This window comes from Neorhizobium sp. NPDC001467, from assembly GCF_050275975.1.
GTDB lineage: Bacteria > Pseudomonadota > Alphaproteobacteria > Rhizobiales > Rhizobiaceae > Neorhizobium.
The window spans coordinates 1-24,254 of sequence record NZ_JBNNPS010000002.1; the positions used below are offsets into that span (position 1 = coordinate 1).

Genomic DNA, 24,254 nt, shown 5'->3' on the forward strand with positions numbered 1-24,254 from the left:
GCATCCGATAGGCGCAAAATCTAACCAATCCCGCCAGACCAAGCTCGATGACGAAATACCATGGGATGCGCTGGTGTTTTCACACAGCCTCGGCCGATAGTTGTCGCTAAAGGCCGTGGGGCGGTGTCGATCGCCGAAATCGTCGGGTGAGTTGCAGAAATCCGTTGCCCCTACGGTGAGGCCATCGATATGGTCCGCCGCCATCCACTCTATCGAGTGCATCTTCGCCATGCGCTCGCCGAACGAGGAATCGACCATGAGCAGCTATGTCCTGACCGTGTCCTGCCCCACCAGCCGCGGCATCGTTGCGGCAATTTCCGGTTATCTGGCGCAAAAGGGCTGCAATATCATCGACTCATCCCAGTTCGACGATATTGATGCCGCCCGCTTTTTCATGCGCATCAGTTTTATCTCGGAGGAAGGCATCGATCGCGAGGCGCTGCTGGCCGGCTTTGCTCCGGTTGCGGAAAAATTCGCGATGCAGGCAGAAATCTTCGATGCCGCCGAACGCATGAAGGTTCTGCTGATGGTGTCCCGCTTCGGCCACTGCCTGAACGACCTGCTTTATCGCTCGAGGATCGGTGCATTGCCGATCGATATCGTTGGCGTGGTCTCCAACCATTTCGATTACCAGAAACTGGTGGTCAATCACGACATCCCCTTCCACCACATCAAGGTTACGAAGGAGAACAAACCGCAAGCCGAGGCGCAGCTGATGGAGATCGTCGAGAACTCCGGCACCGAACTGGTGGTCCTGGCTCGCTACATGCAGGTTCTGTCCGATGCGCTGTGCCAGAAAATGTCGGGACGGATCATCAATATCCACCATTCCTTCCTGCCGAGTTTCAAGGGAGCCAATCCTTACAAGCAGGCCTATCAACGCGGCGTGAAGCTGATCGGCGCAACGGCGCATTACGTGACCGCCGATCTTGATGAGGGTCCGATCATCGAGCAGGACACGGTGCGCGTCACGCATGCGCAAAGCCCGGAAGATTATGTATCGCTGGGCCGCGACGTGGAGGCGCAGGTTCTGGCACGTGCCATCCATGCACATATCCATCACCGCGTGTTCATCAACGGCAATCGCACGATCGTATTTGCACCGAGCCCGGGCAGTTACGCCTCCGAGCGCATGGGTTGAACGCTCGCAGCCAAAATGTGATCATGCCTTGGAAAAGGCTCGAAAAGCCAGCCGAAATTAGCTAAGGATCAAAAGAGGCCATGCAATTCTAAATTGCATGGCCTTCTGATTCCCTCGGTTAAATTTTGGTTAAGCATTCAATGGAATGGCGTTTTCGCTCCCGCATCGGCGTGATACGACTGACGGACCAGAAGGGGACAAGCGGTCGTGTCTAAAGAAACAAAGCCCGCATCGCCGCGTTCGTTTCGCGCCATGCCGACGCTGCCTTTGTGGCTGACTGGCATTTTTCTGGTGGCTGTCGCAGCCGTGACGGGGCTCATTCTTGTCGAGAACTACAAGAGTTCGCTCGCCGCGGGTGAGGCTCGGGCGATGTCGTCTGCGCATGTGGTGGCCGCCCATGTGGAATGGATGATGGAGGCCAGCAATCAGGCGCTGCGCCGCATCGATTCTGCGCTCGGCGACGAACCGATCGATTCCCCGCAGAATTCGCCCGCCAACATCGCCGAAGCGGTCGGCGATCTGCCCTCCGGCTTCGAATATTCCGTATTTGACGCAAACGGTCTGCAACGTCTCTCGAGCGCCCAGGGGCGCGCACCGCTCAACCATGGCGGCCGCGGCTATTTCGAACGCCTGCGCAAGGGCGAACCGATGACCGTCTCGCGGCTGTTCGAGGACGAGCGCACGGCCAAGCCATCCTTCATGATCGGGCGCCGGATTACCCGCAACGGAGCGTTCGTCGGCGTCGCCACCATCGCCATACCCAATGAGACGATGGATCGTTTCTGGGCGTCGATGGGGCTTGGCGAGCACTCCACCGTTTCTGCCGTGCGTGATGACGGCTGGCTGGTGGCAAGGCGTCCCGTTTCCGCCGAGGCCATCGATCTGAGCACCACCGAATGGTACCCCATGACGCGCGGCGCACAGTCCGGTGTCTATCACAGCGCGGTGTCGCCGATCGATGGTTACGCCCGCATCGTCGGTTTCTGGAAAGTCCGTGGCTGGCCGCTGATCGCGCTCACCGCCATCGAACGACAGGAAGTGCTGGACCAGTTCTGGAACAGCGTCTGGTCCGACGCCCTTTTTGCCGTGCCTCTGGTTGTGGTTCTGGTGCTGGCCTCCATCTGGATCACCCGGCTGCTCTACCGCTATGCCGCGCGCAACGAGGAATTGGAACAGGCATTGGAGCGCAATCGCTTCCTGCTGCGCGAGATCCATCACCGGGTGAAGAACAATCTGCAGGCCGTGCTGGCGCTGGTGCGCCTGCAACCGCTGCCGCCCGAAGCGCGCAACGACATGACACGGCGCGTCGGTGCGATGATTGCCGTGCACGAGCAGATTTACCAGAAGGACCAGTTCGAACGGGTGGATGTGGCGCCCTATGCCGAAAAGATCATTCGCGATCTTGCCGCCGCCTACGACATGCCTGTCACGCTAGACCTGGCTCTCCAGTCGGTGACGGTCGATCGTGAACAGGCGTTGCCGCTCGGCATGATCATCAACGAGGTGGTTTCCAACGCGTTCAAATATGCGTTCACGGAACGCGCCCGCGGCACGTTGACCGTTTCTCTGGAGAAACAACCCGACCAGCTGTGCCTGCGCATTTGCGACGACGGTCCGGGTCTTGGCAGCGAGGCCGAACGGCGCGTCGGCATGGGCAGCAAACTGATCGGCAGTTTCGTCAAGCAATTGCAGGGCCGCCACAGCCTTAGAAACGAAAACGGCGCCGTCTTCGAGATGACGGCGCCGCTGTCCTTGATGGCCTGAAGCCGAGAGCCGATCCCGAGGGATCAACGGGCTTCAGGCTCACTGATACACGTGTCGTTACCGCAAATCCCGCTTGGTGCTCAAGCGAGATATGCGCCAATTCGGATCAGCGTCGCTGATTGTAGACGTCGACGCAGACGGCGCCGAGAAGAACCAGCCCTTTGATGACCTGCTGATAGTCGATGCCGATGCCGAGGATCGACATGCCGTTGTTCATCACGCCCATCAGGAAGGCGCCGATGACGGCACCCGTGACCTTGCCGACGCCGCCATAGGCAGAGGCGCCGCCGATGAAGCAGGCCGCAATGACGTCGAGTTCGAAGCCCGTGCCGGCTTTCGGCGTGGCGCTGTTCAAACGGGCAGCGACGACGAGACCGGCAAGGGCTGCCAGAACGCCCATGTTGACGAAGGTCCAGAACACCAGACGGGTGGTCTTGATGCCCGATAGTTCGGCTGCGCGCGCGTTGCCGCCGACGGCGTAGATCTGCCGGCCGAGGATGGTCCGATTGGTAAAGAAGCCATAGGCGACGATCAGCACCGCCATGATGATCAACACGTTGGGCAGGCCGCGATGCGAGGAGATCAGATAGGCGACATAGCCGACGGCGGCAAAGACGATGATGTTCTTGGCGACGAAGAAGCCGAAAGGCTCGCTCTCGACCTGGTGCATCAGCCGGCGTGAACGGTTGCGAAAATTCTGCCACACGAGCAGGCAGGCCAGCACGATGCCGATGAGGAAGGACGTGATGTAGATGCCGCCATCGGACGAGATCAGTTCAAGCACGTAACCGGAGGACAGTTTCTGGAAGATGGGCGGGAACGGGCCAATCGCCTGGCTGCCGAGGATGGCGATCATGAAGCCGCGGAAGACGAGCATGCCCGCCAGCGTGACGATGAAGGACGGGATCTTGAAGTAGGCGACGAAATAGCCCTGGATTCCGCCGATGACGGCGCCGACCAGCAGGCAGGCTATGATAGCCAGCCAGATATCGACACCCCAGCGCACCATGAGCAGACCGGCAAGCCCGCCGATGAAGCCCGCAACCGAGCCGACTGACAAGTCGATATGACCGGTCACGATGACCATCAGCATGCCGAGCGCCATGATGACGATATAGGAATTCTGCAGGACGATATTGGTGACGTTGAGCGGCCTCAAGAGAATGCCGTCGGTGGCGAACTGGAAGAAGATGACGATCACGACCAGCGAGATCAGCATGCCGTAATCGCGAAGGTTTTCCTTCCAGAAACCGGTTCCCGCCTTGGGCGCGACCGCTGCTTCCTGTGGAGTGCTCATGGTTTATTTCTCCCTGCGGCGCATGATGGCGCGCATGATATTTTCCTGCGTTGCTTCTTCGCCGGCCACTTCGCCGACGAATTCTCCCTCGTGCATCACCATGATCCGGTCGCAGATGCCAATCAGTTCGGGCATTTCGGACGAGATCACGACGACGGCCTTACCGGCAGCCGCAAGTTCGTTGATGATGGAATAGATTTCGTATTTCGCGCCGACATCGATGCCGCGCGTCGGTTCGTCGAGGATCAGCACATCCGGACCGGTGAACAGCCATTTCGACAGCACCACCTTCTGCTGGTTGCCGCCTGACAGTTTTCCGGTTTCCTGGTAGACGTTATGGCTGCGGATGCGCATGCGCGCGCGAAATTCCTGCGCAACCTTCATTTCCCTGATGTCGTCGATAACGCCGGTTTTCGACACGCCGCCCAGATGCGCAAGGGACACGTTCTTGCGGATGTCTTCCGCCAGAATAAGGCCCAGCTGCTTGCGGTCTTCCGTGACATAGGCGAGGCCTGCCTTGATCGCCTTGTGGACGTCTGACGTATCGACCGGCTTGCCGTGGACCTTGACCGTGCCGCTGATGTCGCGGCCATAGGCGCGGCCGAAGACGCTCATGGCGAATTCGGTTCGGCCGGCACCCATCAGTCCGGAAATGCCGACCACTTCGCCCGCGCGCGCCGTCATCGAGACGTTCTTGACCATTTGCCGGCTGGAATGTTGCGGATGGTAGACCGACCAGTTTTCCACCTCGAAGATCACCTCACCGATATTCGGCGTGCGGGCTGGGTAACGGCTTTCGAGATCGCGATCGACCATTCGGCGCACGATCTCATCTTCATCGACGGCGCCTTCGTGACAATCAAGCGTGCCGACGGTGCGCCCGTCGCGCAGGACGGTGATACGGTCCGCAACCTCGGTGATCTCGTTCAGCTTGTGGCTGATCATGATCGAGGTGATGCCGTTGCGGCGGAATTCCTTCAGGAGTTCCAGAAGTGCGGCGCTGTCTGTTTCATTCAGCGATGCGGTCGGCTCGTCGAGGATCAGCAGGCGCACATCCTTGGACAGCGCCTTGGCGATTTCCACCAGCTGCTGCTTGCCGACGCCGAGATTGGTGATCAGCGTTTCGGGCGCTTCGTGGGCGAGACCGACCTTGGCCAGCAGTTCGCGGGTGCGCGCATATCGTGCGTCGCGGTCGATGACGCCGAATTTGGAGGGCGCATTGGCGAGGAAAATGTTTTCCGCGATCGACATCAGCGGGATGAGCGCAAGCTCCTGATGGATGATGATAATGCCGAGCTTTTCGCTGTCGTTGATATCGCGAAAATGACGTTCCTCGCCGCCGAACAGGATCGAGCCTTCGTAGGAACCATGCGGATAGACGCCCGACAGGACTTTCATCAGGGTCGACTTGCCGGCGCCGTTTTCGCCGACGAGAGCGTGGATTTCGCCTTCCCGGACGGCAAAACTGACATCCGAAAGCGCCTTCACGGCGCCAAAACTTTTCGAAATGCCGCGCATTTCAAGAATAGGCGGCTTTTCCGCCAGGGACTGGACGGGATCAAGCATGAAAACTCCCCATATAAAGGAGCCGCGCGGCGAAAACGCCGCGCGGCCTTAGCGAATTACTTGATCTGCGCTTCGGTGTAATAACCGCTCTTGACCAGGACATCGACATTGGTCTTGTCGATGGCAACCGGCTTCAGGAGGTAGGACGGAACGACCTTGTTGCCGTTATTGTAGGTCTTGGTGTCGTTGACCTCAGGCTCCTTGCCGCTCATGACGGCATCGACCATGTCGACGGTGACCTTGGCGAGGTCGCGCGTGTCCTTGAAGATGGTCGAATACTGCTCGCCGGCGATGATGGACTTGACGGACGGCACTTCGGCATCCTGGCCGGAAACGAACGGCATCGGCATGTCACCCGAACCGTAACCAACGCCCTTCAGCGACGACAGAATGCCGATCGAGATACCGTCATAAGGCGACAGAACCGCGTTCAGCTTCTTGTCGGAATAGGTCGAGGACAGGATGGCGTCCATACGGGCCTGTGCGGTTGCCGGGTCCCAACGCAGGGTAGCCACCTTGTCCATGCCGACCTGGCCGGAACCGACGACGAGCGTGCCCTTGTCGATCAGCGGCTGCAGGACGCTCATGGCGCCGTCATAGAAGAAGTAGGCATTGTTGTCGTCCGGCGAACCGCCGAACAGTTCGATGTTGAACGGGCCGGCTTCGGTGTCGGCTTTGAGCGCCTTGACCAGCGTGGTGGCCTGAAGAACGCCAACCTGGAAGTTATCGAACGTGGCGTAATAATCGACATTCGGCGTGTCGCGGATCAGGCGGTCGTAGGCGATGACCTTGATGCCCTGATCGTGGGCCTGGGCAAGAACGTCGGACAGTGTCGTGCCATCGATAGAGGCGACCACAAGCACCTTGGCGCCCTTGGTGACCATGTTTTCGATCTGCGACAGCTGGTTGGGAATATCGTCCTCGGCATACTGCAGATCGGTCTGGTAACCGCGTTCCTGCAGCACCTTCACCATGTTGTCGCCGTCGGCGATCCAGCGGGCGGACGATTTCGTCGGCATGGCAACGCCGACGAGACCCTTGTCGGCGGCAAAGGCCGGTGCCGCGAAGGCAACCGCAGCGGCGATCGCCACCGTCGACAGGTATTTGAACATAGTCATGACTACTCTCCCAAAAAAGCGTGCTCCCAACGAGCCGCTCGTTCCTCTTGACCGCAGTCCTGCGACCGCCGTCGTCTTTCAAACCCTGCGGCGTTATTGCGCCGCAGATCTCTTCAACTTCGCCTATCGGACCCCCTCGGGCCACTCCCGAATTCTAGGGGGTGTCAGTGGTTGTCGCGCGGCAGGCCGGCCGTCTGCGCGATGCGCTGGTATTTGACCGCCGGTTCGAGAACGGCTCCAGATTCCATCTGCCCGACAATGCCGCGCTGGATTTCCTGCCAGGGCGTCTGATGCTTCGGATACTGATAGCCGCCGGCGTCTGCGAGCGCCTTGTGCCGGGCTTCCAGTTCCTCCTGCGAAATCAGGATATCGGCGGTGCCGCGACCAACGTCGATGCGCACCTTGTCGCCGGTGCGCAGGATGGCAAGGCCGCCACCGGCAGCCGCTTCCGGCGAGGCGTTGAGGATGGATGGGCTGCCCGACGTGCCTGACTGGCGGCCGTCACCGATGCAGGGCAGCGAGGTGACGCCCTGTTTCAAGAGGTAGTCGGGGGCACGCATGTTGACGACTTCAGCCGCGCCCGGATAGCCGATCGGGCCTGCGCCACGCATGAAGAGCACCGTATGGGCATCGATTTCAAGCGACGGATCGTCGATGCGGTGATGATAATCCTCCGGTCCGTCGAATACGACCGCGCGGCCTTCGAAAGCCTCCGGGTCCTGCGGGTTCGAAAGATAGCGCTCGCGGAATTCCGGCGAGATCACGCTCTTCTTCATGATCGCCGAGTCGAACAGGTTGCCGCGCAGCACGCGGAATCCGGCATGCTCCTTGAGCGGCTGGTCGAACGGACGAATGACCTTGTCGTCCTCGATGATCGCGCCGCGACAGTTTTCGCCGATCGTCTTGCCGTTGACCGTCATCGCATCCTCATGGATGAGACCCTGGGTCATAAGCTGATTGACGACGGCGGGAACGCCACCGGCATGATAATAGTCTTCGCCAAGATACTCGCCGGCCGGCTGCAGGTTGACGAGCAGCGGCACTTCCTCACCATATTTCTGCCAGTCATCGACGGTCAGTTCCACGCCGATATGGCGGGCAAGACCGTTCAGATGGATCGGCGCATTGGTGGAGCCGCCGATCGCCGAATTGACGCGGATGGCGTTGATGAAGGCTTCCTTGGTCATGATGTCGGAAGGTTTCAGATCTTCCTTGACCATTTCGACGATGCGCAGACCGGTAAGGTAGGAGACTTCCTGACGATCGCGATACGGCGCCGGAATGGCCGCCGAACCAGGCAGCTGCATGCCGAGCGCTTCGGCAAGCGAGTTCATGGTCGTCGCCGTCCCCATCGTGTTGCAGTAGCCGGTGGACGGCGCCGACGAGGCGACCAGCTTGACGAAGCCGGCATAATCGATCTCGCCCTTGGCCAGCAGTTCGCGAGCCTTCCAGACAATGGTGCCCGAACCTGTACGCTCGCCGCGGAACCAGCCGTTCAACATCGGACCGACGGAAAGCGCGATGGCCGGAATGTTGACGGTGGCGGCAGCCATCAGACAGGCTGGTGTGGTCTTGTCGCAGCCGATGGTCAGCACGACGCCATCGAGCGGATAACCGTAAAGCACTTCGACGAGGCCGAGATAGGCAAGGTTACGGTCGAGACCGGCGGTCGGGCGCTTGCCGGTTTCTTGGATCGGGTGGACCGGGAATTCGATGGCGATGCCGCCGGCTTCACGGATGCCTTCCCGCAGGCGATTGGCCAGTTCCAGATGGTGGCGGTTGCAGGGCGACAGGTCCGAGCCGGTCTGGGCGATGCCGATGATCGGACGGTCCGACTGCAGCTCGGCCTGACTGAGACCGAAGTTCATGTAGCGTTCGAGATAGAGCGCCGTCATGTCGACATTGTCGGGATTGTCGAACCAGGCGCGCGACCGCAGCTTGCGCACCTCGCCGCGCCTGCGGTCGGTTTCGGCAATCTCGTTGGAGGGTGCGTTTTCAGAATTGCTCATGACGCTGTTCTCGAATGAATGGAGGGAAAGGACTGCACGGTCATATCAGTCCTCGAATGCTTCGACGGTGTTGCGTCGGCCAAGCATGAAGGCGTCGGCGACATGGACGAGCGGCGAAAGATCGGCATCGACCACGCGGGCCGGAATAATCTCGACGAAACGCTCGTAAAGACGGCGATATTCACGATCGTCCTCGACGATCTGCGCAACGTCATCGACGATCAAACGGCTGCCGCCATGGGTCATGACGATCGAACCCTCATCGGTCTCGATACGGATGTCCCAGGTCTGCGGGCCGGTCTGGCGCCAGTCGAACTCGGCGGCGACGGGTACGCCACCGGCAGTTTCGAATGTCAGGCTGGCGGCAATCGGTGCAGCCCGGTTGGCCGGGAAAGACAGATCGGACGCCGTCAGGTGAAAACTCTCGGGCATGATACGGGTAACGATGGAGAGCGCATTGATGCCCGGATCGAAGACACCGAGACCGCCGGGCTCCCAGATCCAGGCCTGACCCGGATGCCAGTGGCGCACGTCTTCCTTCCATTCGACAGAGACGGAGCGGATCGTGCGTTTCGCCAGCATGTTACGAACCGGTTCGACGGCGGCGGCTGCACGCGAATGCCAGGTCGCATAAAGGCTGACGCCCTTTTCACGCGCCATACGCTCAAGCGCATAGACTTCCGAAAGCGTCGCACCCGGTGGCTTTTCCAGCATGACATGCTTGCCGGCCTCTATGGCGGCCTTGGCCTGCGCAAAACGGCCCTGCGGCGGCGTGCACAGCGAGATTGCATCGAGTTCGACACCCGATGCCAGCATGTCCTCTATATCGTGGAAACAGTGCACACCCTCAAGTGCAGCGTTGCGGCTGGCGACAGCGACCAGCTCGATCCCGTCGGTGGCCTCGATCGCGCCGAGATGCTGATCCCTGGCGATCTTGCCAAGCCCGACAATGCCGAGACGAAGAGTGCTCATTGAAGTCTTTCCCTAAAGCTTGCGCATCTCGACCGGCGTCGCCTCGGCGACGGTCAGGCGGTTGACGAGCGGAAGCTTGAACGGCGCCGCCGAGATTTCGAACACGTCGCCCGGTTCCGTCTTGACCCCTTCCGAGAAGGAGAGCGTCGCCGTGCCGAAGAAATGGACGTGCAGATCGCCCGGACGGCGGAAGATGTCGTATTTGAAATTGTGGTGCTCGAGATTGGCGATGGTGTGCGACATGTTCGCTTCGCCGGACAGGAACGGCTTTTCGAAAATCACCGCGTCCCCGCGCCGCACCCGCGACGTGCCTTCGACGTGCTCCGGAAGGTCACCGACCAGCAGTTCCGGCCCGAGTGCGGCCTGACGCAGTTTCGAATGCGCGAGCCAGAGATAGTTGCCCTTTTCGGTGACGTGGTCGGAAAACTCGTTGGCAAGACAGAAGCCTACACGATACGGCGCGCCGTCCTTGCCGATCAGGTAGATGCCGGCCAGCTCCGGCTCTTCACCGCCATCGAGCGCAAAAGCCGGCGATTGCAGATCCTCGCCGGTGGCACGCAGCTGCGATCCGTCTCCCTTGTAGAACCATTCCGGCTGGACACCCGTCTCACCTGCCGCTGGCTTGCCGCCTTCAACGCCCATCAGGAACATGCGCATGGAATCGGTCGGCTGTTCGGCAGACTGCGCAGCCTTGTGCATCTTGTCGCGGCCATCGGCGGAGCCAAGATGGGTAAGACCGGTGCCGGCGACGATGAAATGGGCCGGATCGGGATGGGTGATGGGCAGCAGGATGCGGTTTTGCGCGGCGGCCTCTTCAAGATCGACGGCATCGCCGGATCCGATATGGCGTATATAGTCCGCCAGTCCCTGGCCGGCATCGATGGCCTGCTGCGCCAGTTCGTAGGTGGACTTTACGCCGTTGACGACCCGGGCCTGCCCCTCGCCATCCCACGCGACGACCCGCACCGTACCGGACACATCCGCAACCTGAAGAATTCGCAGCATCAAACACATCACCCTGTAGGTGTTTCACTCCCGCCGGCGCCTCCTCAGGGCCGACATTCACCGCCGCCTGCGCCATAACGACGCGGCTGCTGATAAATATGACTATTGGAAGCGGGCTTGGATTGTCAAGCATTCGGTCGGCGCAATAAACACGCAAATTGCTGACGGCATCGCTCATATTTCGGGCAGATTTTGCCTGTTATGGCGGCCTTTCTGCTCCCATCGCTCAAAATGAGGCAATGCATGGTGAAATTCCGCTTGCAAAAGTATGACTATATGCTCAGTTAGTATTGCACTTGCTAATTTCATCTCTGGGAGGATTTAAGATGAGAAGAGCATTCGCGGCGCTTGGCGTCGCTTTCACACTATCCTTTGCATCCAGCGTTTCCGCACAGGCCCTGACCGTCGGCTTTTCGCAGATCGGATCTGAATCCGGCTGGCGCGCCGCCGAGACGACCGTCACCAAGCAGGAGGCCGAAAAGCGCGGCGTGACGTTGAAATTTGCCGACGCGCAGCAGAAGCAGGAAAACCAGATCAAGGCGATCCGCGGCTTTATCGCGCAGGGCGTCGATGCGATCCTGATCGCACCGGTTGTCGCCACGGGCTGGGACGCGGTGTTGAAGGAAGCCAAGGAGGAGAACATTCCGGTGATCCTGCTCGACCGCGAGATCGAATCGCCGAAGGATCTCTATCTCACGGCCGTCACCTCCGATCAGGTTCATGAAGGCAAGGTTGCCGGTGACTGGCTGGTCAAGGACGTCGGCTCCAAGGACTGCAAGGTCGTGGAGCTGCAGGGCACGACGGGCTCCTCGCCGGCCATCAACCGCAAGAAGGGTTTTGAAGAAGCCATCAAGGCGGCTTCCAACATCAAGATCGTCCGTTCGCAGACCGGTGACTTCACCCGCACCAAGGGCAAGGAAGTCATGGAAAGCTTCATCAAGGCTGAAGGCGGCGGCAAGGATATCTGTGCCGTATATGCCCATAACGACGACATGGCTGTCGGTGCCATCCAGGCAATCAAGGAAGCGGGGCTGAAGCCCGGCACCGACATCAAGATCGTTTCGATCGACGCCGTGCCGGATATTTTCCAGGCGATGGCGAAGGGTGAAGCCAACGCCACCGTGGAACTGACGCCGAACATGGCGGGCCCCGCCTTCGAAGCGCTGGAAGCGTATCTGAAGGACAAGAAGGAGCCCGAAAAGTGGATCCAGACCGAATCGAAGCTCTACACCCAGAAGGACGACCCGATGAAGGTGTACGAGTCCAAGAAGGGGCTTGGTTACTGATCCCTCCCCTTGAGGCGTGACCCAAGGCGGGCATCCTGACTGGTGCCCGCATCACTGACGCAGCATGGGCGGCGCGTTTTTTGCGCGCCGCCGCCGATGAACCATGCGGACAGGTGAGCATGACAGATCCAAAGACCATTCAGCACGTCGGTCCGCAGGCCGATACGGTGCTGGCAGCACGTTCGATCACCAAGAGCTTTCTCGGCATTGTCGCGCTCGACAGCGTCGACTTTTCCCTGCGGCAAGGAGAAATCCACGCGCTCCTGGGGGAAAACGGCGCCGGCAAATCGACGCTGATCAAGATCCTTACCGGCGTCTATTCACGCGACGCCGGCACGATGCAGCTGGATGGCGAAGAGGTTTCGCCCGCTAACGTCGGCGAGGCGCAGGCGCTCGGCATCGGCACCGTCTATCAGGAAGTCAATCTTCTGGAAAATCTGACGGTCGCGGAAAACCTGTTTCTCGGCCGCCAGCCGCGCCGTTTCGGCCTGATCGACCGGCGCGAAATGCGCCGCCGCGCGCGCGCCCTCCTTTCCCGCTATGGTCTTGACATCGATGTCGACGCGCTGCTCTCCACCTATTCCGTCGCCATCCGCCAGATCATCGCCATTGCCCGTGCCGTCGACCTTTCGGGCAAGGTTCTGGTGCTCGATGAGCCGACCGCCAGCCTCGATGCGCAGGAAGTCGAAGTGCTGTTTTCCGTCCTGCGCAAACTGAAGGCCGACGGGCTCGGCATCGTTCTCATCACGCACTTTCTCAATCAGGTCTATGCGGTGGCGGATCGCGTCACCGTGCTGCGCAACGGCAAGCTGGTCGGTAGCCGCGACATTGACGGCCTGCCGCGCATGGACCTGATCTCGATGATGCTCGGCCGCGAATTGCAGCAGGTGACGCGTGATCATCAGGCAAGCGAAGGCGTCATGCCGGCGGGCGATGCCGCGATCCGCTTTACCGATTACGGCAAGCGTGGCAGCGTGTCCCCATTCGATCTTGCCATCCGCCCCGGCGAAGTGGTGGGCGTGGCCGGCCTGCTTGGATCCGGCCGCAGCGAGACCGCCTTCCTTCTGTTCGGCATCGACCGCGCCGACAGCGGCAGCGCGACGGTGGATGGCCGCGACATTGTCCTGACTTCTCCGGAAGCAGCGATCGCCAACGGTTTCGGCTTCTGTCCAGAAGAGCGCAAGACGGATGGCATTATCGGCGATTTTTCTGTGGCCGAAAACATCGCGCTAGCGCTTCAGGCGCGGCAGGGCTGGGCGAAACCGATTTCTTCGCGGCAACGGAGGGAACTGGCGAACGAATTCGTTCGCCAGCTCGATATCCGCCCCGCCGATCCCGACCGGCCCATAAAATTTCTCTCCGGCGGCAACCAGCAGAAGGCCATTCTTGCCCGCTGGCTTGCCACCAATCCACGCCTGCTCATCCTCGACGAGCCGACCCGCGGCATCGATATCGGCGCCCATGCGGAAATTTTGCGGATGATCGAGCAGCTTTGCACCGAGGGCATGTCGCTTGTCGTCATCTCTTCCGAACTGGAGGAACTGACGGCGATCGCGCACCGAGTCGTCGTCCTGTCCGACCGCAGACACATTGCGGAACTATCGGGTTCGCAGGTCACAGCCGACAATATCATGCACGCCATCGCCGCTCCCACCCGAACGGAGGCCGCATGATGCAAGCCCTCGCCCGCCGCTTGCGTCGCCTCACGCCGCAGTTGATCGCACTTGCCGTTATTATTTCCATGATCACGGCTGTCGCTCCTGGCTTTCTCAATCTCTCCGTTGCCAATGGCCGGATCTACGGCAGCCTGGTCGACGTGCTCGTGCGGGCGGCTCCGGTGGCGCTTCTGACCATCGGCATGACGCTTGTCATCGCCACCCGCGGCATCGATCTTTCCATCGGCGCGGTCATCGCCATCTGCGGCGCGGTGGCCGCCAGTCTGGTGACCCAAGGCTACAGCCTGCCGGTCGTCGTACTCGTTTCGCTCGGTGTCGGCCTGACCTGCGGTCTGTGGAACGGCATGCTGGTGGCGCTTCTGGATATCCAGCCGATCATCGCCACGCTGATCCTGATGGTGGCCGGGCGCGGCATTGCCCAGTTGATCACCGAGGGCGCCATCCTCACGTTCACCAACGACACATTTGCAGCCCTCGGTTCCGGTTCATTTGCCGGGGTGCCGCTGCCCATCCTGATCTGGGTGACGATGGCACTGATTGTCGGTCTTCTGGTGCGGCGCTCGGCGCTCGGTTTCCTGATCGAGGCGACCGGTATCAACCGCCGTGCCGCCACCCTTGCCGGCGTGCGGGCGCGTTTCCTGATCTTTTTCGTCTACGCTATTTCGGGGCTGATGGCATCCGTCGCCGGCCTCATCGTCACCGCCGATATCCGCGGCGCTGACGCCAACAATGCCGGCCTGTGGCTGGAGCTCGACGCCATCCTCGCCGTCGTCATCGGCGGCACCTCGCTGAACGGAGGGCGTTTTTCCATCACCGCCTCGCTCCTGGGCGCACTCATCATCCAGTCTATCAATACCGGCATTCTGGTGTCAGGCTTCCCGCCGGAATTCAACCTCATCATCAAGGCCGTCATCATCGTCATCGTGCTCACCCTGCAATCGCCGGCGCTTTTGACGCTGACGTCCTTTCTGCGCTTCTGGCGCAGACGGCGGCAGATCGCCACGCCGACCAAACCTGGCGACGTCAATGACGTGACCATAAGGGGAAGCGCACGATGATCCATAGCCGCAACCTTCCTTTCGTCACCACGCTTGCCATTTTCGTCATCGCCTACGCGCTCTGCACGCTGCAGTTTCCAGCGATGCTGTCGACCAGGGTGATCGGCAATCTCCTCGTCGACAACGCCTTTCTCGGCATTGCCGCCGTTGGCATGACCTTCGTCATTCTGTCGGGCGGTATCGATCTTTCCATTGGGTCCGTAATCGCCTTCACCAGCGTCTTCGTTGCCGTGACGGTCGGGTCCTACGGACTACATCCGGTCACGGCTTTCGCGCTGGTCCTGGTCATCTCCACCGCCTTCGGCAGCGCTATGGGCGCAATGATCCGCAGCCTGCAAATCCCGCCTTTCGTGGTGACGTTGGCCGGCATGTTTCTCGCCCGCGGCGCGGCCTATCTGATCTCGACCCAGTCAGTACCGATCTCGCATCCGTTCCTCGACACGATCCAAGCCTTCTACTTCCGCTTTCCCGGCGGCGGCCGGCTGACGGCCATGTCGATGCTGATGATCGCCGTGTTCGTGGTTGGCGGCATCGTCGCCTCCCGTACCCGCTTTGGCGCCAATGTCTATGCTCTGGGTGGCAATCCGCAATCGGCCGAACTGATGGGCGTACCCGTCGGGCGGACCACGATCGGCATTTACGCGACGTCGGGCTTTCTCTCCGGCCTCGCGGGAATAGCCTATACGCTCTACACCTCCTCCGGTTATTCGCTGGCCACGGTCGGCGTGGAACTCGATGCCATTGCAGCCGTCGTCATCGGGGGCACGCTTTTGACCGGCGGCACCGGCCTGATCGCCGGCACGTTCGTCGGCATTCTCATCCAGGGCCTGATCCAGACCTACATCGTCTTCGACGGAACCCTGTCCTCCTGGTGGACCAAAATCGTCATCGGGATACTGCTCTTCGTCTTCATCGTGTTGCAGCGCGGCATCATCTGGTATTCAAGCAGGCGCATCGACATCGCGCGCCTGAAGGGGGCATGACTTGGGACTACTGGAAACGACGATCAGCGGGCGCAAACGCCGTAGCAGCCACGCCCATGTGGTTGCCGAACTCGGCAGCGCCATCGTTTCCGGCAGGATTCCGGAGGGCTCCATCCTTCCCGGCGACAACGAGCTTTCCGCCCGTTTCAGCGTATCGCGCACCGTGCTGCGCGAGGCGATGAAAACGCTGACGGCCAAGCGCCTGATCGAACCGAAGGCGCGTGTCGGCACGCGTGTCCTACCCCGCGACAGCTGGAATTTCTTTGATCCCGACGTGCTTGGCTGGCGTTGTGAAGCGGGCATCGATCATGCTTTCATCGACTACATTGCTGAAATGCGCAACGCGCTGGAGCCGGCAGCAGCAGCGGCAGCGGCCGTGCGCGCAACCAGCGACGATATCGTCGCGCTCTATGCGATCGCCGCGCGCTTCGATGATCTTTCGCACACGCCCGAAACCATTGCCAAGGTGGATCTCGAATTCCACCTGGCGGTTGCTCGCATGTCCGGCAACCCGTTCATGCGCTCGGCCAGCGCCCTGATCGAAGCGGCGCTGGCAATCTCCTTTCAACTGTCTTCGCCGGCCGCTTCGCCCGAAAAGATCGACGAAGTGGCCAGCAACCATCTGCGCATCGCCCATGCCATCGCCTCGCGCGATCCGGCCCGAGCGGTTGCCGCCATGCAGCATGTCATAGACGTGGGCAAAAGCCGGATTCTGGGTTCGATGGACGAGGCCGCCGATACGCGGCGGGCCGAGGCATGAACCGCTGCGTTACGATCTTGACCATATGAGCCAGCTGTCTATCTGGGCCGCATGAGCACGAGACCCCACAGCCCCAGCCTGCAAGCCCGTTCCCGACATTTTCGCGCAAAACTGCAACGGATCGAGCGGGGCCGCGACAGGTGGGCTCTGCGCTGGCAGGCGCTGTTGTCGTGCATCGACCTTGCGATCCTCGCATTCTTCCTGCTTGGCCCCTATCTGCGCTCCGGCCCGACCTATCTCATCATCGATTACGCGATCGCGGTATGGATTGCCGGCGAACTGTTTGCGCGCGCGATTGCGGCGCCTTCGTTCGCGACCTTCCTCAAACGCCCCATGACCTGGGTCGATCTTTTCATTCTGGCGACGCTGCTCTTTCCCGAGGCACTGTTCAATTTCGCCTTTTTGCGCATCATGCGGCTTTGGGCAATCAGCAACAGCGCTCTGTTTCGGGTCATTCTTCTGCGCGCGGGCTGTGGCCACCTTCAGGATGTCATCCGCGCCGTCATCAACTTCCTGGTCTTTCTGTTCGTCATTACCGGCTTTGTCTATACGAGCTTCTTCTACAACCGGCAGGGTGGCGAGGGCTTTGTCGATGCGCTCTATTTCACCGTCGCGACGGTAACCACGACCGGTTTCGGCGACATTACCCTTCCCGGCACGCTTGGAAAATTGACCTCGGTCGTCACCATGATCGTCGGGATTTCGCTGTTCGTGCGATTGGCGCAGGCCGTCGTGAGGCCCTACAAGGTACGTTTCCCCTGCCCGCAATGCGGGCTGCAGCGCCACGATGCCGATGCCGTTCACTGCAAGGCCTGCGGCCAGGTCCTGAACATTCCCGATGAGGGTTCGTAAACCACGCCGATCACGTCTTCATGATAATTCATGAAAACGCTTGAATTCTTCGTCGCACGCCGCAAGTAAGCGGACGCAATGACGACCGACCAGCAGGAAAAGGCAGTGCAGACAGTTCCGAAAATCGCCGAAAGACCCACCATTCTCCTTCTCGAAGACGATCTTCTTCTTGCCATGGATATGGAAGATTTTCTGATCGAGCGTGGTTATGCGGTTGCCGGGCCTTTCGGCAGGGTGGGCCAGGCGCTCGATGCGGCAAAGGACATGCATCTCGATGGCGCCGTCGTCGATCTTAACCTGCATGGCGAAATGTCTTTTCCGGTCATTGAATTCCTGCGCGCCAATGACGTGCCGGTGATTGTCTGCAGCGGTTATGCCGAACTCCCGGAACTGAAGCAGAAACTGACCGGCCTGCCGCTTCTGCCCAAGCCGTGGAGCCCGCAAAAGCTCGCCCACCTTCTGGGCGATGTTTTCGCCTCCGCCTCGCGGTAACCCCGCCTTCTGAACATAAACCGCTCCAGGTCGTCCGATCTCTGGCCTGAAATGTCGTGCGTATTTATATTGCGGCTTCGGTAATGAGGTCGATCAGGACAATTTCGCTAAAATAGCATCGAATATAAAACGCTTTCTCGTCCGATATTCACGGCTTCGAAAGCTGTTTTGTCTATATCGTTCCCAGTCGAAATTTAAGATTGTACTTTAAAGATCCCAGATCGGTCCATTAATCTTCTGGTTGCGAAAATTTTTCTCTTATAAGCTATCAGATCATTTTGTGTCGCGCTGGAACGGTTCTCCGGAGATCAGCATGCCCCTTACCCTTTCGTCCGATGCAACCCGCATCCTTAAGGCCATGAGCCGTTCGCAGGCCATTATCGAATTCGATCCCAGCGGGCGCGTGCTTGCCGCGAACGAAAACTTCTGCGCCGCATTGGGTTATGCAGCCTCCGAGATCATCGGCCAGCACCACAAGCTTTTCGTGGCGCCGGAAGAAGCGGGAAGCGAGGAGTACCGGCAGTTCTGGGCAGCCCTTGGCCGTGGCGAATTCGACCGCCGCCAGTACAAGCGGATCGGCAAGGGCGGCCGCGAGGTGTGGATCGAGGCCTCCTATAACCCGGTGTTTCGCGGCGGCAAGGTCTACAAGGTCGTAAAGTTCGCCACCGATATCACAGAGGCCAAGCTAAAGGCGGCCGACGATGCCGGCAAGATCGCTGCCGTGTCGCGTGCCCAGGCCATGATCGAGTTCACGCCCGATGGCCGGATATTGAGCGCCAACGAGAATTTCCTTAAGACGGTCGGTTATCAGTTGAGCGAAATCGTCGGTCAGCACCATTCGATGTTCTGCGACAAGGCCTATGCGCTGACCGAGGATTACAGGAACCTCTGGAAAAGCCTGCAGGCCGGCGAATTTGCCGCGGCGGAATTCACGCGCTACGGCAAGGGCGGGCGCGTCGTTCACATCCAGGCCTCCTACAACCCGATCTTCGATATGAACGGCAAGGTCTTCAAGGTCGTGAAATTCGCAACCGACATTACCGACCGGGTGGATAATGTCGAAACTCTCGCAGACAGTCTCACTCATCTGGCGGCCGGCGACCTGACCAGCAGCGTCGAAAAACCGTTCATTCCTTCGCTCGAACGTCTGCGTGTCGATTTCAACCGGACGGTGGAACGTTTGCGCGATGCCATGACGACCGTTGCCCGCAATGCCAGCGGCATCGCCGCAGCCTCCGCCGAGGTGCGCAGCGCCTCCAACGACCTGTCGAAGCGGACCGACGAGCAGGCTGCATCGGTGGAGGAAACCGCCGCCGCGCTCGAGGAGATCACCACGACCGTTGCCGATAGCAGTCGCCGCGCGCAGGAGGCCGGACAACTGGTCGAGGCCACCCGCAGTCATGCGGAGCAATCCGGCGTCGTGGTACGCGAGGCAATTTCCGCCATGGGCGCGATCGAGAATTCGTCGCGCGAGATTTCCAGCATCATCAGCGTGATCGACGAGATCGCATTCCAGACCAACCTTTTGGCCCTCAATGCCGGCGTTGAAGCAGCCCGCGCCGGCGAGGCCGGCAAGGGATTTGCGGTCGTTGCCCAGGAAGTGCGCGAACTGGCGCAACGTTCGGCCAAGGCCGCAAAGGAAATCAAGGCGCTGATCACCGCATCGGCGGCCCAGGTGACGGAAGGCGTGACGCTGGTTGATCGTACCGGGACGGCGCTCGGCCAGATCGTCTCGCAGGTTCAGCAGATCAGCGGCAACGTCATCGCGATCGTGGAAAGTGCCCGCGAGCAGTCGAACGGACTGGCGGAGATCAACAGGGCTGTGAACACGATCGACCAGGGCACCCAGCAGAATGCCGCCATGGTGGAGCAGTCGAAGGCCGCAAGCCAGGCGCTGGCCGCCGAGGCAGAGGAACTGTTCAAGCTCATTGCCCAGTTCAATGTCGGCAACGCCGTACATGGTCAGCAACGGCGGGTCGAAGCGGCCATGGCGACCGGAGCCGCCTCCTCGACAGCACCGACGCCTGCACGGAAGGCAGCAGCCCCTGCCCCGGCTGTGACCGGGCGCGCAGCGGCCGCGCCGGGCTTCCACGGCAATGCCGCGCTGGCGCCTCGCAACTGGGAAGAATTCTGACTGAGGGCAAAGAGATGAAGGGCGCAGGGAAATGCGCCCTTTCCATTTGCGGGTGTTTTCGTTCGCACCGCTGTCGTCTTTTCAGACTCCTCCGTTCGCGGTCCGCACCGTGGCGTGTGAGCTTATAGGTCCCCGGGCTGGCATGGCATTCGACTGCACTGGAAATCACCGGCCCGCACACGTCTGACCTGCCATCAAACATGGCTCGCCATGATTGCGGATGATGCGCGCCCGTTAGGCTGGAACCTATTGTAGCCCGCGTCATTTAGCGCGAAGGCGTTTACATCAGCTGCAGCATGCCTATGTTGGACCAGACAATGGACAGCGGCGGCATCCGCCAGACAGACCAGTGCAAGCCTTGGAGTATCGACGTGACCCTGCCGGATCTTGACCTTGAGACCTGTGCGCAGGAACCGATCCATATTCCCGGAGCCATTCAGCCGCATGGCGCGATGATCGTTCTGCGTGCCACCGATCTTGTGGTGCTGCAGGTCAGCGCCAACGCGAGCGACTTCCTCGGCCATCCCGTCGAAAGGGGTGTTGCCGTCGAAGGTCCCGTCGGCCGGTACCGGGAAGACATTCTCGCATGGTATGCATCGGAAGAACCGCAACTGCAGTTGCAGGCGGATGATTTCAGCTTCGTATTCCATCGTGTTGACGCGATGATCGTTGCCGAGGTCGAGGCATCGCCCAGCGCTGCCGCCGATCAGGTGTTCCTGAGACTGCGGGGTTTCGCGCAGCAGCTGGCAGGTCAGCCGGACCTGGCCGGCGCGCTGTCGACCACGGTTCGGCTCATCGCTCAGCTGACGGGTTTCGACCGGGTTCTGACCTACCGCTTCGACAAGGACTGGAACGGCCATGTCGTGGCCGAGGCCGGAAACGGACGGCTACCCTCCTACATGGACCTGCGCTTCCCGGCCGGAGACATTCCCGCGCAAGCGCGCGCTCTTTATGCCTCCAACCGGGTGCGCATCATTCCCGACGTTAACTACCGGCCGGTCATGCTGGAACCCGCAGTCAACCCGCAGACCGGTTCGACGCTCGACATGAGTGCGGCGCAACTGCGCAGCGTCTCGCCCATCCATCTGGAATATATGCGCAACATGGGTACGGCCGCCTCCATGTCGGTCTCGATCATGGTGGACGGGCGGTTATGGGGGCTGATTGCCTGCCATAGCCACGCCCCGCACGTGGTGCCGGTGGTGACGCGGGAAGCCTGCGACTTCATCGTCCAGACGCTCGCCATGCGCATCGCCGCGCAGCAACATGCCGATGAAGCGGCCCACGGCATCGTGCTGGCGCGCGTGCATGGCCGGCTTCTCAGCGCCATGAGCGCCAGCCCCTACTGGCTGGACGGGCTGATTTCCAGCCGCGAGGACCTTCTGGCACAGGTTCAGGCATCCGGCGCGGCGATTGTGGCGGGCGGAGAATGCCACTGCGTCGGCACTACCCCGACGCGCGACCAGATCGCTGGGATCATCACCTGGCTTGGGCGCACACCGGACGCCGAAGTGGTCGTCACCAACGCGCTGCCCATGGAGATGCCGGCGGCCAAGGCGTTTGCCGCCGATGCCAGCGGTATCATTGCCATCCGCATTTCCGAACTGCATGAAAGCTGGTTGATCTGGTTCCGGCCGGAAGTGCTCAGCACGGTCGAATGGGGCGGCAACCCGCATAAGATCGTGCGCGAGCAGGGTCACATCCATCCTCGCGCTTCCTTCGAACGCTGGAGCAACGAGGTGCGGTTGCACTCCGTGCCCTGGGCGGATGCGGAAATCGGCGCCGCCCGTGAACTGCGCGCGGCCATTGTCGGCATCGTCCTGCGCAAGGCCGAGGAACTGGCGCAGCTGAGCGGCGAGCTGCAGCGGTCCAACAAGGAACTGGAAGCCTTCTCCTATTCCGTATCGCACGATCTGCGCGCGCCGTTTCGTCACATCGTCGGTTTCGCCCAATTGCTGCGCGAGCGGGAGGCAACGCTGGACGAAAAATCGCGGCACTATCTGCAAACGATTTCGGATGCGGCCGTTTCCGCCGGGCGGCTGGTCGATGATCTTCTCAATTTTTCCCAGCTGGGTCGTGCCGCGATCGCCCACAAGATGGTGGACATGGACAAGCTTGTGGCCGAAGTGGTGCACAGCGTCGTGATGGCAAACCCGGGCCGCGACATCGACTGGTCGATCGATCCGCTTCCCGTCGCATGGGGCGATGCCACGCTGCTGCGGCAGGTATGGTTCAACCTCATCGAAAACGCGGTCAAATATTCCCGGCCCCGCGCGCCCGCGCGCATCGCGGTGACCGGCAGCGGCGACGAAGAACGCACGACCTACTCGGTAAGCGACAACGGTGTGGGTTTCGACATGGCCTATGTCGACAAGCTTTTCGGCGTTTTCCAGCGCCTGCAGCGGGCCGAGGATTTCGAGGGAACGGGTATTGGCCTTGCCCTCGTGCGGCGAATCATCGAACGACACCATGGAATTATCCATGGAGAAGGGGATGTCGGCAAAGGCGCAACCTTCGTGTTTACCCTGCCCAAGCAGGGGAAAGGAAAGATCCTTGCCTGAATTGCGTCCGATACTGCTCGTCGAAGACAACCCTCGCGATCTGGAACTGACCCTGGCGGCACTGGAGAAATGCCAGCTGGCCAACGAGATCGTCATTGCCCGCGATGGCGCCGAGGCGATGGACTATCTCTTGGGCGCAGGCGCCCATGCCGGTGCAGAGGGCGGCAACCCGACCGTCGTCCTGCTCGACCTGAAGCTGCCCAAGATCGACGGGCTGGAAGTGCTCGAACGGATCAAGAAGGACGAAAGTCTTCGCCATATCCCTGTGGTGATGCTGACCTCCTCGCGAGAAGAGCAGGACCTTGTTCGGTCCTATGAACTCGGCGTCAACGCTTTTGTGGTAAAGCCTGTGGAGTTCAGCGAGTTCTTCCAGGCTATTCGAAACCTCGGCGTGTTCTGGGCCATTCTCAACGAACCACCACCGGGATTTGGACGCAATGCCACTTGATCATGCGCCTGCGCGCCCACGCATTCTTCTACTTGAGGACAGCCCGCTCGACGCCGAGCTGATTGCGGAACATCTGGAAAGAATTTCGCCGGTACCGGAAATTCGCCGGGCCTCGTCGAGGGCCGCCTATGTAAAGGCACTGGGCGAACGCGATTTCGACGTCATCCTGGCCGATTTTTCGCTGCCGGATTTCGACGGCATGTCGGCGCTGGAACTGGCCGCGGCACAGGTGCCGGACGTGCCGTTCATCTTCGTATCCGGCGTGCTGGGCGAGGAAGTGGCGATCGAGTCCTTTCGCCGCGGCGCGACAGATTATGTGCTCAAGCAGCGGCTCATCCGCCTGCCGGCAGCCGTCGAACGGGCGCTTGCCGAAGCACGCGAGCGTACCGAGCGCCGCCGCGCGGAACACCAGAAGGAACTGCTTGTTCGCGAGCTCAGCCACCGGGTGAAAAACACGATGGCGATGGTGATGTCCATCGTGCGACGCACTGCGCGCAACAGCGGCACGGTGGAAAGCTACGTGGAGAACCTCGGCGGGCGGCTGCGCGCCATGGCGGATGCGCATGCATTGCTGTTTGAAAGCAACTGGACGGACGCCGAACTGCTACAGGTTCTGGAGCGCACCATTGCACCGCACGGACAGGCCGACCGCTTCAAGATCAACGCCGGGCCGGTGATCCACCTCGACCCGAAAGCCGCGCTGGCGCTGAGCCTCGTCTTCAACGAACTCATGACCAATGCGATAAAATATGGCGCGCTCTCTCATGCCGACGGGCGCGTGGCGATCGAGTGGACGCGCGAAGAGGTGGACGGGGAACCGTGGCTTGCCTTGCGCTGGCGTGAAGTCGACGGACCTGCCGTCGAGCAGCCCAACGAAGACGGGTTTGGCACGACCCTGATCCAGCGCAGCATCCGCTACGAATTGCGCGGCAAGACGGTGCTGGACTATGGCCGGACCGGGCTGACCTGCGACATCCGGTTTCCCTTGTCGCAGGGCGACGAGAACATCATCAGTTGAAGGGACCGGGGCACTGAACCGTGAGCTTCGGCTAGCGCTGCTGCCCCTTCCAGGCGTGATCATGTCGCGGTGATCGCCTGCTTTTCAGCACGGGCACGACCGGTGAAGGCGTCC

20 protein-coding genes are annotated in these 24,254 nt (G+C 60.8%); 13 read left to right on the plus strand and 7 right to left on the minus strand.

All coding sequences use genetic code 11. The annotated features are described in order from the left end of the window. A partial coding sequence (locus ACQKKX_RS04970; protein WP_427569358.1) for a hypothetical protein occupies positions 1 to 258 on the minus strand: 258 nt, incomplete at its 3' end. Here ACQKKX_RS04970 and purU point away from each other — a divergent pair. After that, entirely contained in the window at positions 257 to 1,141 is an 885-nt protein-coding gene (purU, locus tag ACQKKX_RS04975; RefSeq protein ID WP_427569359.1) for a formyltetrahydrofolate deformylase, read from the plus strand. The genes ACQKKX_RS04970 and purU overlap by 2 nt on opposite strands. Before the next feature lie 207 nt (positions 1,142 to 1,348). Continuing rightward, positions 1,349 to 2,905 (plus strand): sensor histidine kinase, encoded by a 1,557-nt coding sequence (locus tag ACQKKX_RS04980; RefSeq protein ID WP_427569360.1) that lies wholly within the window; start codon positions 1,349 to 1,351, stop codon positions 2,903 to 2,905. Positions 2,906 to 3,011: 106 nt separating this feature from the next. Here ACQKKX_RS04980 and mmsB read toward each other — a convergent pair whose 3' ends face one another. The 6 genes from mmsB to araD1 form a co-directional block, all read right to left on the minus strand. Continuing rightward, positions 3,012 to 4,202, minus strand: a complete 1,191-nt coding sequence (gene mmsB / locus ACQKKX_RS04985; protein WP_427569361.1) for a multiple monosaccharide ABC transporter permease — start codon at positions 4,200 to 4,202, stop codon at positions 3,012 to 3,014. A gap of 3 nt (positions 4,203 to 4,205) precedes the next feature. Continuing rightward, positions 4,206 to 5,768, minus strand: a complete 1,563-nt coding sequence (gene mmsA / locus ACQKKX_RS04990) for a multiple monosaccharide ABC transporter ATP-binding protein (protein WP_427569362.1) — start codon at positions 5,766 to 5,768, stop codon at positions 4,206 to 4,208. 56 nt (positions 5,769 to 5,824) lie between these two features. After that, positions 5,825 to 6,880, minus strand: coding sequence for a multiple monosaccharide ABC transporter substrate-binding protein (gene chvE / locus ACQKKX_RS04995; RefSeq protein ID WP_427570086.1), 1,056 nt, complete (start codon positions 6,878 to 6,880; stop codon positions 5,825 to 5,827). 170 nt (positions 6,881 to 7,050) lie between these two features. After that, the gene (locus tag ACQKKX_RS05000; protein WP_427569363.1) at positions 7,051 to 8,895 is read right to left on the minus strand and encodes an IlvD/Edd family dehydratase; all 1,845 of its coding nucleotides are present in this window, start codon (positions 8,893 to 8,895) and stop codon (positions 7,051 to 7,053) included. Positions 8,896 to 8,940: 45 nt separating this feature from the next. After that, positions 8,941 to 9,867: a Gfo/Idh/MocA family protein gene (locus ACQKKX_RS05005; protein WP_427569364.1), complete on the minus strand. Its 927-nt coding sequence runs from the start codon at positions 9,865 to 9,867 to the stop codon at positions 8,941 to 8,943. A gap of 12 nt (positions 9,868 to 9,879) precedes the next feature. Then, positions 9,880 to 10,872 (minus strand): AraD1 family protein, encoded by a 993-nt coding sequence (gene araD1, locus ACQKKX_RS05010; RefSeq protein ID WP_427569365.1) that lies wholly within the window; start codon positions 10,870 to 10,872, stop codon positions 9,880 to 9,882. 326 nt (positions 10,873 to 11,198) lie between these two features. Between araD1 and ytfQ the strand changes: the two genes are divergently transcribed. From ytfQ to ACQKKX_RS05065, 11 genes are all read left to right on the plus strand, one after another. Then, complete coding sequence (gene ytfQ / locus ACQKKX_RS05015) at positions 11,199 to 12,158, plus strand: galactofuranose ABC transporter, galactofuranose-binding protein YtfQ (RefSeq protein WP_427569366.1); 960 nt, start codon at positions 11,199 to 11,201, stop codon at positions 12,156 to 12,158. Between the two features lie 119 nt (positions 12,159 to 12,277). Beyond that, the gene (locus ACQKKX_RS05020; protein ID WP_427569368.1) at positions 12,278 to 13,831 is read left to right on the plus strand and encodes a sugar ABC transporter ATP-binding protein; all 1,554 of its coding nucleotides are present in this window, start codon (positions 12,278 to 12,280) and stop codon (positions 13,829 to 13,831) included. Continuing rightward, the gene (locus ACQKKX_RS05025; RefSeq protein ID WP_427569369.1) at positions 13,828 to 14,892 is read left to right on the plus strand and encodes an ABC transporter permease; all 1,065 of its coding nucleotides are present in this window, start codon (positions 13,828 to 13,830) and stop codon (positions 14,890 to 14,892) included. Before ACQKKX_RS05020 ends, ACQKKX_RS05025 begins: the two co-directional genes overlap by 4 nt. Then, the gene (gene yjfF / locus ACQKKX_RS05030; protein WP_427569370.1) at positions 14,889 to 15,875 is read left to right on the plus strand and encodes a galactofuranose ABC transporter, permease protein YjfF; all 987 of its coding nucleotides are present in this window, start codon (positions 14,889 to 14,891) and stop codon (positions 15,873 to 15,875) included. The genes ACQKKX_RS05025 and yjfF overlap by 4 nt, the downstream gene beginning before the upstream one ends. A gap of 1 nt (position 15,876) precedes the next feature. Next, positions 15,877 to 16,635 carry a FadR/GntR family transcriptional regulator gene (locus ACQKKX_RS05035; protein ID WP_427569371.1) on the plus strand — a complete coding sequence of 253 codons (759 nt, stop codon included), beginning with the start codon at positions 15,877 to 15,879 and terminating at the stop codon, positions 16,633 to 16,635. A gap of 51 nt (positions 16,636 to 16,686) precedes the next feature. Then, positions 16,687 to 17,487, plus strand: a complete 801-nt coding sequence (locus tag ACQKKX_RS05040) for a potassium channel family protein (protein ID WP_427569373.1) — start codon at positions 16,687 to 16,689, stop codon at positions 17,485 to 17,487. A 78-nt stretch (positions 17,488 to 17,565) separates the two neighbouring features. Continuing rightward, a complete protein-coding gene (locus ACQKKX_RS05045) occupies positions 17,566 to 17,979 on the plus strand; it encodes a response regulator (protein ID WP_427569374.1) in 414 nt (137 codons plus the stop codon). Between the two features lie 313 nt (positions 17,980 to 18,292). Continuing rightward, on the plus strand, positions 18,293 to 20,113 hold the full coding sequence (locus ACQKKX_RS05050) for a methyl-accepting chemotaxis protein (protein ID WP_427569375.1): 1,821 nt from the start codon (positions 18,293 to 18,295) through the stop codon (positions 20,111 to 20,113). A 302-nt stretch (positions 20,114 to 20,415) separates the two neighbouring features. Further along, positions 20,416 to 22,674, plus strand: a complete 2,259-nt coding sequence (locus ACQKKX_RS05055) for an ATP-binding protein (protein WP_427569376.1) — start codon at positions 20,416 to 20,418, stop codon at positions 22,672 to 22,674. After that, on the plus strand, positions 22,667 to 23,122 hold the full coding sequence (locus ACQKKX_RS05060; protein WP_427569377.1) for a response regulator: 456 nt from the start codon (positions 22,667 to 22,669) through the stop codon (positions 23,120 to 23,122). Before ACQKKX_RS05055 ends, ACQKKX_RS05060 begins: the two co-directional genes overlap by 8 nt. Further along, a complete protein-coding gene (locus tag ACQKKX_RS05065; RefSeq protein WP_427569378.1) occupies positions 23,112 to 24,140 on the plus strand; it encodes a sensor histidine kinase in 1,029 nt (342 codons plus the stop codon). Before ACQKKX_RS05060 ends, ACQKKX_RS05065 begins: the two co-directional genes overlap by 11 nt. Positions 24,141 to 24,254 lie beyond the last annotated feature (114 nt).